The sequence below is a fragment of the Paenibacillus sacheonensis genome, assembly GCF_009909195.1.
In the GTDB taxonomy this organism is placed as follows: domain Bacteria; phylum Bacillota; class Bacilli; order Paenibacillales; family Paenibacillaceae; genus Paenibacillus_Z; species Paenibacillus_Z sacheonensis.
Genome location: NZ_JAAAMU010000008.1, coordinates 87303 through 98610, shown reverse-complemented (window position 1 = coordinate 98610; position 11308 = coordinate 87303). Strand labels below are relative to the sequence as shown.

9 protein-coding genes are annotated in these 11308 nt (G+C 57.9%); 7 read left to right on the top strand and 2 right to left on the bottom strand.

The window, feature by feature from the left end:
- Complete coding sequence (locus GT003_RS17020) at positions 1–849, bottom strand: helix-turn-helix transcriptional regulator (protein WP_161699929.1); 849 nt, start codon at positions 847–849, stop codon at positions 1–3.
- A gap of 319 nt (positions 850–1168) precedes the next feature.
- On the opposite strand from GT003_RS17020, the gene GT003_RS17015 reads away from it, so the two are divergent.
- The 4 genes from GT003_RS17015 to GT003_RS17000 all read left to right on the top strand — a co-directional run bounded on the left by GT003_RS17015 (position 1169) and on the right by GT003_RS17000 (position 6927).
- On the top strand, positions 1169–2149 hold the full coding sequence (locus GT003_RS17015) for a zinc-dependent alcohol dehydrogenase (protein WP_204798949.1): 981 nt from the start codon (positions 1169–1171) through the stop codon (positions 2147–2149).
- A gap of 458 nt (positions 2150–2607) precedes the next feature.
- Positions 2608–4863: an EAL domain-containing protein gene (locus tag GT003_RS17010; protein WP_161699927.1), complete on the top strand. Its 2256-nt coding sequence runs from the start codon at positions 2608–2610 to the stop codon at positions 4861–4863.
- 24 nt (positions 4864–4887) lie between these two features.
- A complete protein-coding gene (locus tag GT003_RS17005; protein WP_161699925.1) occupies positions 4888–6510 on the top strand; it encodes a thiamine pyrophosphate-binding protein in 1623 nt (540 codons plus the stop codon).
- A gap of 12 nt (positions 6511–6522) precedes the next feature.
- The gene (locus tag GT003_RS17000; protein WP_161699923.1) at positions 6523–6927 is read left to right on the top strand and encodes a carboxymuconolactone decarboxylase family protein; all 405 of its coding nucleotides are present in this window, start codon (positions 6523–6525) and stop codon (positions 6925–6927) included.
- A gap of 114 nt (positions 6928–7041) precedes the next feature.
- Here the strand turns inward: GT003_RS17000 and GT003_RS16995 are convergent, their stop codons facing one another.
- Positions 7042–8196, bottom strand: a complete 1155-nt coding sequence (locus GT003_RS16995) for a YheC/YheD family protein (RefSeq protein ID WP_161699921.1) — start codon at positions 8194–8196, stop codon at positions 7042–7044.
- Positions 8197–8396: 200 nt separating this feature from the next.
- Here GT003_RS16995 and GT003_RS16990 point away from each other — a divergent pair, with 200 nt between their 5' ends.
- From GT003_RS16990 to GT003_RS16980, 3 genes are all read left to right on the top strand, one after another.
- Complete coding sequence (locus tag GT003_RS16990) at positions 8397–9176, top strand: exosporium glycoprotein BclB-related protein (RefSeq protein WP_161699918.1); 780 nt, start codon at positions 8397–8399, stop codon at positions 9174–9176.
- A gap of 370 nt (positions 9177–9546) precedes the next feature.
- Positions 9547–9984 carry a MerR family transcriptional regulator gene (locus GT003_RS16985; RefSeq protein WP_161699916.1) on the top strand — a complete coding sequence of 146 codons (438 nt, stop codon included), beginning with the start codon at positions 9547–9549 and terminating at the stop codon, positions 9982–9984.
- Positions 9985–9989: 5 nt separating this feature from the next.
- Entirely contained in the window at positions 9990–11258 is a 1269-nt protein-coding gene (locus GT003_RS16980) for an MFS transporter (RefSeq protein WP_161699914.1), read from the top strand.
- Positions 11259–11308: the final 50 nt, after the last annotated feature.

Sequence of the window (11308 nt, the reverse complement as noted above, 5' to 3'; positions counted from 1 at the left end):
TCAAGTCGACATCCACAGCCGATTCGCTCGGCGCGCCTCCGTAGGCGTCCTCCCGAACTTCGCCTTGAACTCGCGGCTGAAATGAAAGGAGTTGGCGAAGCCGCTCATCAGCGCGATCTCGGCAACAGGCATATCCGTGGTGCACAGTTTCCGATAGGCTTCGTTCAGGCGCGTGGATTTCACGTAGTCCATCGGCGATTGCTGGAACTGCTTGCGGAACAGCTGGAACAATAGCGAGCGCGACCCCGCGAACTTCCGGAGAAGCACGTCGATATCGATCGCATCCGCCCAATGATCGCGGATATGGGCCAGCACCGGCTGCAGCTCTTGGGCGGCGTTCAGCAGCGAGGCGCTTCGTTCGGTCGGCGTCGCGAGTTCCAGCAGCAGGGAGAGCAGCCGATAGGCCAGCTCATTGTTCTTCGCGATGACGGCAATCGACGAGGCTCCGTCCGGCCCCGTCTCCCGAAGCGCCAGCATCGCTTCAATCAGCTCCCCGAAGCGTCGTCCTGTCTCGGCGTCGCAGGTAAGCGGCAGCTCGTACAAGTGGAACAGGTCGAACGTGTCCATCACGACGAATTGAAAATGCACGAATCGCGCCGACATGAGGCCGGTATCCGGGTCGGCAATATGCGTGATGCGAAGCGGCAGGTGAGCGGGCGTCAGAAACGCTTCCGAACCCGTGACGACATACGTGCCCGACTCCGTCTGCAGCTTGTACGATCCGGCGGTGGCCTGCGCCACGATGCCGAACGGAACGGTCTTCTCGTGCACCCAGCCGTCGGGAAAGCCGGCGCTGCTTCCGACCTCCATGTGGGGAATGCGTATGCCGATCAGATCGACGCCTCTCATGAGCTTCCTCCTCGTTCATACGGCAAGATATATGTGACGGCCATCATGGTCAGCACCAGGCCGACTTGAAAACTGCTGAGGACAACCTATCCTCAGAATACACGATGCCAGCGTCGGCATACACTGCGATTTTCAGATATATTCTTCGCACTTCCAGCTATTCCGGCTCGGCGGCCGCAGTCGTATAGTGAAGAGGATAAAGGCCTGTCATTGGAGGGCGCTTCCTCCGGCTGCCGCGGTAGAAGAGGAAGAAGAAATAGAAGCGAGGGCACGCCGCATCGGCGCAGCCGCAGCGATTCAAGCGAGGAGGAGGATGAGCATGGAAGCCGAGATATTGATCACAGGCAAGCAGCAGGCGGGTCTCGGGGCCATCGAGAAGCCCGAGCGGCCGGCGCCGAACCATATGCTGGGGAGAACGCTCTATTCGTTCATCAGCCCGGGAACGGAGCTGCACTATTATTTTCTCAACGAGCGGACGGCGCCGGCGAAGCCCGGTTATGCGGCCGTGTTCGAGATCGAGCAGGTCGGCGAAGGCGTGGAGGGCTTCAAGCCCGGCGACCGCGTGTTCAGCATGAGCCCTCACCGAAGCTTCCAGCACATTCCGGCCGATGAAGCCGTCCTCGTTCCGGAGGGGCTGGATCCGGCCGCGGCGACGATCGCGCGGCTGATGAACGTCAGCATGACGACGCTGATGACGACCGCAGCCCGCCCGGGGGAACGGGTCGTCATCTCGGGTGCTGGCCCCGTCGGACTGCTGGCCGCCCATCTGTTCAAGCGCAGCGGCTATGACGTCCTGATCGTCGATCCGATAGAGAGCCGGCTGGAGACGGCAAGAGACTCCGGCATTTCGCAGACGGCGGCGGCAATGCCGCTCGAAAATCCGGCGTGGAAGCGGCAAACGGCGCTCGCGGTGGACTGCTCCGGCCACGAATCCGCGGTGCTGGACGCATGCCGCATCGTCCGTCCGCGCGGCGAGGTCGTCATGATCGGCGTTCCGTGGAAGCGCAGCACCGACCTCTACGCGCAGGAGCTGCTGCAGGAGGTTTTCTACAACTATGTCGTCCTGCGGAGCGGATGGGAATGGGAGCTGCCGATCCATCCGGGGCACTTCCAGCCGCACAGCATCATGGGCGGCCTCGCCCTGGCGCTGCGATGGCTCGCGGAAGGCTTCCTGGACGTGAAGCCGCATACGCGAACGATGTCTCCGCATGACGCGCAGGAGGCCTATGACGGCTTATTGAACCGCCGTTTCGAGGAACCGTTCGTGCTGTTCGATTGGAGCCGTCCGGGAGAGAAATAAGCGAAGCTGCCCGCCCTTTGCCCATACGTCGTTTCCGTTCCCGGCCAAACACCGAAGCCTCCGCGCTTGGGTGTTTTTCGGCATGCGGAAACAGGGCTACAGTCCTGCTGCCCGAGGAGAGACATTTATCGACAAAAAAATAGAAATCGTCTACAATACTATTAAAATACTTGCATTTTTTACCGGTTTTTTATCATTTGCTACGATGGGTGTCAATGGTCCCGTCGGAGCTTGACAAACCGCTTTTCTACTCATTAATGCCTCCGTACTTGTATTTGCGGTCAAACCTCATTTTCATCATCCTTGCTCATTCCAGACGCTCTATTATTCTATTGCCCGCATGACGAATGACGACAACTAGAAGAAGGACAATTTTATAAATGTAAGTTAATTACAAGTATGGCGTTCGGTTCAGCATTTCAACGCTTGCAAAGCGGTTAGCAAAATGGGGGCTAAATATGATTAGGACAGAAAAGCCTGGCTTTATTCTGGAATCAAATCGGTATTGTTTGGACATCGGCATGGACCCGAAAATCATCCCCTTCCCCCAGAAAATCCTGACTCCCGATGAACTCCGGAATTTACGGGAGGAGTACGACGAGATCCTGTCCGTCGTCAGCTTCTTCGGCGATAAGATCCTGCAGCTTCTCCAAGGGACGCCGCTGCTCTTGTCGGTCAACGACGACCGGGGCTTCGTGCTTCACATGATGGGCGACGAAACGATTCGCAAGACGATCAACGATCTCGGCATCCGGCCCGGCGTGCAGTTTACGGAAGCGAGCATGGGCACCAACGTGGTGAATCTCTCGCTGAAGTATAACCAGTCGCCCATCGAACTGATCGGCGACGACCATTACCACGAATATTTGCATGGCTCCGCATGCTATGCCGTCGCGTTCCATTACACGGACGTCAACGATCTGCTCGGCAGCGTCACGATCATGACGGCCAAGGAATTCCAGAATCCGATGATGATTACGATGCTGGCCACGACGGTCGATTCGATCGAACGGGAGCTGCTCCTGCGCAAGCAGAACCAGAAGCTCAATATTTTAAACCAGATCATCATGGACAATACCCGCAACGGCATCGTGCTCACGAGCCGGGAAGGGGAGATCATCGCCTTCAATCAATACGCGGAGCTGTTTACCGGAAGGTCCAAGGAGGAGATGCTGGGCACGGAAGTACGCTACCTGCCGAGCATGGGCGAATATATCTACGAGGTCATCCAGAACGGGACGACCTTCGAGGATATCCAAATGAGCTTCGAGCACAACGAGGCCGAGGACCGGCTCGTCTGCCTGTTCGACGCTTTCCCGCTCTACGACGAGAAGAAGACGCTGCTCGGCGCTTTCGGCCAATTCAGGAGCATCACGGATCGGGTCAAGGCCGAGGAGCGGTACAATTACTTGGCGAATCACGATGATCTTACGAAGCTCCCGAATCGCCGGTTCTATAAGAACAGAGTGACCGCGTTGATCCAGCAGATGCAGGAATCGGACAGGCAGGTTGCCGTCGTCTGCCTGGATTTGGACCGTTTCAAGATTATCAACGATACGCTCGGCCACTCGAGCGGGGACACGCTGCTCGTTATGGTTGCTTCCCGGCTTCGGGAGATCCTGGCGCCTGACGAATTCGTCGCAAGGATGGGCGGCGATGAATTCATGTTCGCCTTCTCCCATGTGAATTGCGAGCAGGAAGCGGTGAAGCGGGTCAAGGACATCCTGCAGGTCTTCAAGGAGCCGCTTAACCTGAACGGCTACGACTTCCATCTGACCGCAAGCGCCGGAATCTCGATCTATCCGAAGGACGGATCGAACTTGGAAGAGCTGATGATCACGGCGGATACGGCGATGTACAGCGCGAAGGGCCGAGGGCTCAACACGTATGCCTTGTATTCTCCGGATATGAACATTACCACCCGCGAGCGAATCGTGCTGGAGAGCTCGCTTCGCAAAGCGATCGAGAACAATGAGTTCCGTCTGTACTATCAGCCGCAGGTGGATATCAGCACCGGGGAGCTGAAGGGCGTGGAGGCGCTGGTCCGCTGGCAGCATCCCGCGAAGGGCTTGATTCCGCCGAACGACTTCATTCCCATCGCGGAAGAGACAGGCCTGATTCATCAAATCGATACCTGGGTGCTGCGCACCGCCTGCAGGCAGAACAAGAAGTGGCAGGAGCAGGGGCTTCCGCCATTCCGCGTCTCCGTCAACTTGTCTTCCATGGAATTTCTGGACGACGGCCTCGTCGACGTCGTGAAGGCGGCGCTGGACGAGACGGGCCTGAATCCGAAGTATCTGGACCTCGAGATTACCGAGACGATGACGATGAACGTCGAGCACGCCATCCCGATGCTGCGCAAGCTGCATTCGCTCGGCATCCAAATCAGCATCGACGACTTCGGAACGGGTTACAGTTCGTTGAGCTACTTGAAGAATTTCTCGATCAACCGCTTGAAAATCGATCAAAGCTTCGTGAGGGACATCAGCAGAGGGTTGAACGGGACGAATATCGTAAGCGTCATTATTGCGATGGCCCACAGCATGAATCTCGAAGTGGTTGCCGAAGGCGTGGAGGAGAAGGATCAGCTTCGTTTTCTGCAGGTTCAGAAATGCGATGAGGTACAGGGCTATTATTTCAGTCCTCCCATCCCTGCGGAAGAATTCGAACGGTCGTTTCCGGAGCTGGTTTCCAAGATGAAGAAGCTTTATTGATATCAAATAGGGGGATTTAGCTCAATGCCTACAGTAAGCAGCGTTCTCGTCAAGCATTTGGCCCGATGGGGTGTCACCCATACGTTTGGAATACCAGGGAAGCCGATTACGCCGCTCATTCTCGAGATGGACAACGCGGGCATCGCGTTCGTGCTCAGCAAGCATGAGGAAGGAGCCGGCCTCGCGGCAGCGGGCTATTCGTTCGTACGGGACGGCCTTGGCGTCGCGGTCGGAACGGCCGGACCCGGGGGCATCAATATGCTGACCGCCGCCGGGCAAGCGCTCTTCACCCATCTGCCCGTATTGTTCATTACCGGTTCTCCGCCTATTCGCGACATCGGAAAAGTGCTTGGCCAGGACAGCACGATGTTCGGAACGGATCTCGTCAAGATGTTCGAGCCCGTCACCAAATTCAGCGCTCGCGTGGACCGCGGCGGGCTGCTCCGGAACTACTTGGAGCACGCCATGGACCGCGCGTTCACCGGCGTTCGGGGACCTGTCCATCTATGTATCCCGCTGGATGTCCTGACGGAACAGATCGAGGACTTCGATCTGCAGCTTCCGGACCGATACCCGGGGACCGTGGCATCGAACTTGGACATGGCGGCATCCCTGCTGGCCGATGCGAAGCGTCCGCTGCTGCTCGTTGGCGGGGCGCTGCACGCGGAGCAGGCTTACCGCGAGATCGAGGCTTTTGCCGAGAAGTGGGCCCTTCCCGTGGCGACGACGCCAGGAGGCAAAGGGGTAATCCGCACCGATCATCCGCTGCATCTCGGGCCATACGGCCTTGGAGGTAACGCCAATACGGAAGACTATCTTCGCGAAGGCGTCGACTTGCTGATCGTCATCGGCAGCCAACTGAGCGATCTGGAGGTGCCGGGGCTCTCGCCAACCGTGTATCCGAAGCATGTGCTTCACTTCGATTTCGATTCGCGGTTTATCGGCAGGGCGCTGCCGATCCCGACGACGGCGGTGCTGGGAAACATTCGCTTGAACCTGCAGGCAATGTTGAAGTTCGCGGATATCGAGCTTCCTCGCCGGGAGCTTCCGGATACGCTCGAGATTGAACCGGAGCATGAGCCGAACGGTTATCTGCGCGGCCGGCAGGTGATGGACGTACTTCGCGAGCAGCTCCCTGCGGATACGATCGTTTACGGGGATGCGGGCAGTCATTCCTTCTATGCGATCAAATATTTCGACATTCAAGTGCCGGGCACGTTTTATTTCGAGGAAGTCTATGCCACGATGGGAAGGGGCATCGGCTATGCGGTCGGGGCGAAGTTCGGGGCTCCGGATAGAACGATCGCGTGCCTGACGGGCGACGGCTGCATGCTCATGAACGGCACGGAGCTGTCGACGTCCGTTAACTATGACGCTCCCGTGCTCTACTTCGTCGCAAACAATCAAAGCATCGACATGGTCGATAAAGGCATGGAACGGAACTTGGGCAGAGCGGTCGGGACGACGTACAAGGTACCGCTCGATGCGGCCAAGTTCGGCGAGGCGCTCGGCGCCAGAGGCTACCGCTGCACGACGGAGGAAGAGCTGCGAAGCGCCGTCGCGGATGCCATTCAATCCAATCAAACCTGCGTCATCGATATTATTATGGATCCTAGGGAAATTCCCCCGACCATGAAACGGGGCTAAGGAGGAGACGGCATGAATCCATCGCAAACCAATCAGGAACGTTATGACACGGGCATCGAGACGCTGAAGACGATGGTCGGCGACCATGGCGTGAGCATGATCAAGCAGATCGGGGAGTTCTTCCCCGATTTCGGCCATACGCTGATTGCGTTCGGCTTCGGCGACCTGTATTCGCGGGAGACGCTCAGCATTCAGCAGCGCGAGACCATCACGATCACCTCGCTCATCACGCAAGGAGCGATGGAACAGCTGCCCTTCCATCTTCACGCGGCGCTGAACGTCGGCATGCGCCCGGAGGAAATTCTCGAGATCGTCCTCCACTGCGGGGGATATGCGGGATTTCCGAAGGCCTGCGGCGCGCTCGACGTCGTTCGCAAGGTGTTCCAAGAACGCAATATCGTGCTGACGCACAAGTAAGCGGCGCAAGGTTTAGCGCAGCTTAACTTCGCTAGTCGGAGAAGCTTAGCGCTGCGCGATTCAACCACATAATGTCGGCGGCCGGTCGGGATATGGACCGGTACGAACCCCGTTCTACTCCGGCTTGGAGGGAGCGGGGTTATTTGTGCTGGGCGGGGCGTCCGTCCGGATGGCCGGCTTGGGGTCCGGCCGGGTGACCAGCCGGGTGTCCGACGGAGTCGCAGGGTACGCTTTCGTTTCTGCGAGATAAGCGGCATACTCCATCGGCCGCCGGAAGATATGCTGCTGGAAGGCACGCCCTTTTAAGTCCTCATAGATGCTCTTATGGGGCTTGCCGTTCAGCTCGATGATCCATAGCCGGTTCTCCGTATCGACGATAAAATCCACGCTCAGCTCCCCCAACAGACCGAGCTGCTCCTCGGCCGCCAGCGCGGCGCCGCGGCTCGTAACCTCGAGACCCTGCGCGATGTCTCCGATCTCGTTCGGCCCGAATACGAGCGGAAGAATCTCGGCCGCGTCCACGACGGCTTCGCAGACAGCCGTATTGAAGTATTGGCGATAAGCGAATCTCGTCACGATATTGGTAATGGCCCATTGGCCGCTCCGGTTCTTCTGCATCAGCACCCGAAAATCAAAATACCGCCGGCCCAGCAGCTGGCTGCGAATGCCTTGCTGCACGAGATATTTTCGTCCGTCCAGATGCTTATCCAGCAGCTTCTGCACGTCCTCGGGGCTGTTGCATATAAATTTCGCCGTCAGGCTGTGCAGGGCCACATGGATCTCGCCGGTTTCCATCCATTCGATCCGGTATACGAACTTGCCCATGGACCCGTACACCGGCTTGATGTACATCAGCCTGTACCGTTTCAGCAGCCCCGGCAGTTCGTCCCGATCATAGAGGTACGTATCCGGTACGTATGGCGAGACGCCGGATGGCTTTAGGATGTTGTACAGGTACCATTTGTTGAAGAAGTTGATGATGTTGAAGCACTTATTATGCCCGATCGCCGCTTCGAGACGCGCGATGGTCTCCGTTTTCTGGTTGAAGCAGCGATTATAGACGACGTCCGGCAAAGGGAAGACCCGCTGCTTCCGGCGGCCTTTGTAAGCGGACAGCCCGATAACCCGCCGTTTGGCCCAGAGCAGATCGTTCGGACAAAACGCGATCAGTCGGATGGAAGGATCGCAATAACGTTGATAGATGCGCAAGGTGCGTGCCCGGCTGCTTCTGGTCGGCACCATGATCGCGATAAGTTTGAGCTTCTCCACTCTTGTCACTCCCCGGCAGACAATCCTCTTACATGTAATGCAAATGCTGCCGAACGGTATGGGACAATGGCATGCCAGGACGGAAAATCAGCCAATGGTGCGCGTGCTCAGCCTATTTTTGCCGGCGTGGGCGTATGTCGTGCGCCTTATCGCTCCCGTTTTGTATGATGTCGTAAGTCTATAATTAGGGAGATGAGTGAATGGGCAGACATCCAGGGCCTCCCGGTCCACCGGGACCGCGCGGAGCAACAGGAGCGACAGGAGCAACAGGCTCGACAGGCGCAGCCGGACCTGCAGGAATAGGAATCACCGGACCTACGGGACCAACGGGAGCTACCGGCCCGGGAGTAGGTGCAACAGGCCCGACGGGGCCGACAGGAGCGGCGGGAGCAGCCGGCGCTACGGGAGCAACGGGAGCAACGGGAGCTACGGGCCTGACCGGACCAACCGGGCCGACGGGATCAAGCGCGCTCATCCCGTTCGCTTCGGGGACGCCGGCCATCCTGACGACGGTGCTCGGCGGGCTTGTCGGTACGACGACGCTGGTCGGTTTCGGCAGCTCTGCTCCGGGAGTTGCGCTCCTGGGTACGACGATCGACCTCACCGGTGCCGCAGGTACGCTGCTGAACATGGCATTCTCCGTTCCGGATGCCCGGACGATTACATCCATTGCGGCTTATTTCAGCACGACCTTGGCTCTGACGCTTGTAGGCACGACCGTTACCATTACGGCACAGCTTTACAGCTCTCCGACGCCAAACAATATCTTCAACCCGATTCCGGGAGCGGTCGTCGTCTTGACGCCTCCGCTTACGGGCATCCTCGCGCTCGGCGCCATCTCGAGCGGAATCACGACGGGGCTTGCGATACCCGTAACGCCGGGAACGCGGCTATTAATGGTCTTCTCCGCGACAGCGACGGGGGTTGCGCTCGTCGATACGGTTGTCGGTTATGCGAGCGCGGGTCTCTCGCTGGCTTAAGGAACAAGAAACGCGCAAGCGCCCCTGTACGTTTAACCATGAGTGGCAGGGAGCAGCAGCTTTATCCCATCTGGAGGCCGATCGCGGAAGGCGGATTTGCGCCGGTCGTATCTTCGTCCGTCCGCCCCGCGCTGTCAGAAAGAAAGGCTCCGGTTAGGCGGGAGCCTTTTTTTCGCATCCAGTCCGCGTGTGCGTTTGCCGGTATTTCATGATGGACAAGCAGATGAATCGTGTTGAACCGTCGTGGACATCTTAATAAGATCAATTTGTGACAGCAAGAGGCGCAAGCAAAAGTTAACGTTGACGTTAACGTTAGATTGGAATATGCTTGAATCATATCACCGGATGTGTACGAAAGGGAGGCATTCACGTGGAGCATCTTAAGATAGACGACGTCGCCAAAGAGTGCGGGTTAACGAAGCGGACCATTCGCTACTATGAGGAACTGGGTCTTATACCGCCCCCGGAACGCAGCGAAGGCGGCATGCGGCTCTATACTCGAACGCATATCGAGCGGTTGAAGCAAATCATGAACGCCCGCGACGTGCTCGGTTTTTCCCTGCAGGAGATCCTGGATTTCGTAGCGGTCGGCGAGAACTTGGATGAACTGAAGGAGCAGTACGTGAAAATCGAAGAGGTCGACGCGAAGCTGGCGCAGCTGCGCGATATCGAGGCGATCGTAAGCCGGCAGTTGGATATGGTGGATCAGAAGCTCGCCAAGATGAACGAGTTCCGCAAGGACATCGAACGCATCCAGAAACGCGTCACGGACGGCATTGCCAAATTCTCGAAAGAAAAGGAGTCCTAAGAAACATGCAATCCTCAGCAAGCACCAGCACGAGCGCTGCGACGAACGCGCAGCCAGCGAAGAAAGTCAGTATGTTCAGCCAGCCGATCGCGGTATGGGCGGTCGTATTCGCCAGCATTATCGCTTTCATGGGACTGGGTCTCGTCGACCCGATTCTCCCGGCCATCGCCAAGAAGCTTCATGCCTCCAGCAGCGATGTCACCTTATTGTTCACCAGCTATAATGCCGTTATGGCGATCGCCATGCTCATTACGGGCGTCGTTTCCTCCAGACTCGGCATGAAATGGACGCTGCTTACGGGCATTATCGTCATTGCCGTCTTCTCCGCGCTGGGCGGCATGTCGAATAGTATATGGTCCCTTGTATGGCTGCGCGGCGGCTGGGGTCTCGGCAACGCGATGTTCGTTGCCACGGCGCTGGCGGCGATCGTATCGATGTCCAAGACGGGCGTCGGCAAGTCCATCATTCTATTCGAGGTAGCGGTCGGCCTCGGCATCTCCGTCGGCCCGCTGCTGGGCGGCGAGCTCGGCTCCGTCTCCTGGAGAGGTCCGTTCTTCGGCGTCGCATGTCTCATGGTTCTCGCCTTCATCCTGATTCTTGTTCTGATGCCGTCCCGTGCCAAACTAATGGCGTCGCTGCCGGCTTCCGCGGCCAAGAAGAAGAAAGCTTCGCTCGCCGATCCTTTCCGCGCGCTGAGATTCCGCGCGCTTCGCACCTTCGGTATCGCGGCTATGCTGTACAACTTCGGGTTCTTCACGCTGCTTGTCTACGCAGCGCTTGTCCTCGGCCATCTGGGACTGGACGAGCATCAGCTTGGCCTCGTATTCCTGGGCTGGGGTTTGATGCTGGCCTTTACATCCGTCTTCACGGCACCCGTGCTGCAGAAGCGCTTCGGAACCTTGCCTTCCATGGTCGTGCAGCTGCTGCTGTTCGCCGCAACCTTGTTCGTGATGGCGTATTGGACGACGGATAAAACAGTCATTATTATTATGGTTATCGTAGCCGGCGCTTTCCTCGGCAACAACAATACGCTCATTACGACAGCGGTCATGAATGCCGCGCCGGTCGAGCGTCCGACGGCTTCGGCTGCCTACAGCTTCCTGCGTTTTATCGGCGGCGCGATTGCGCCTTACCTGGCCGGTAAGCTGGCAGAGTGGTTCAACCCGCACATGCCGTTCGTCGTAGGCGGGGCGTTCGTTGTGATTGCGGCGTTATATCTTCTGGTTAATACGAAGCATCTGAAGCACGTAGATGATGTGGAGAGCGCGCATTAAGCTAATTCGCAGCAAGCATATCATTGCCAAAATGATTGGGAGGTCGTCAC

What these genes read in the sequence shown, in the direction of transcription:
- GT003_RS17020 (WP_161699929.1), bottom strand. Translation starts at nt 849, where the DNA reads ATGAGAGGCGTCGATCTGATCGGCATACGCATTCCCCACATGGAGGTC.
- GT003_RS17015 (WP_204798949.1), top strand. Translation starts at nt 1,169, where the DNA reads ATGGAAGCCGAGATATTGATCACAGGCAAGCAGCAGGCGGGTCTCGGG.
- GT003_RS17010 (WP_161699927.1), top strand. Translation starts at nt 2,608, where the DNA reads ATGATTAGGACAGAAAAGCCTGGCTTTATTCTGGAATCAAATCGGTAT.
- GT003_RS17005 (WP_161699925.1), top strand. Translation starts at nt 4,888, where the DNA reads ATGCCTACAGTAAGCAGCGTTCTCGTCAAGCATTTGGCCCGATGGGGT.
- GT003_RS17000 (WP_161699923.1), top strand. Translation starts at nt 6,523, where the DNA reads ATGAATCCATCGCAAACCAATCAGGAACGTTATGACACGGGCATCGAG.
- GT003_RS16990 (WP_161699918.1), top strand. Translation starts at nt 8,397, where the DNA reads ATGGGCAGACATCCAGGGCCTCCCGGTCCACCGGGACCGCGCGGAGCA.
- GT003_RS16980 (WP_161699914.1), top strand. Translation starts at nt 9,990, where the DNA reads ATGCAATCCTCAGCAAGCACCAGCACGAGCGCTGCGACGAACGCGCAG.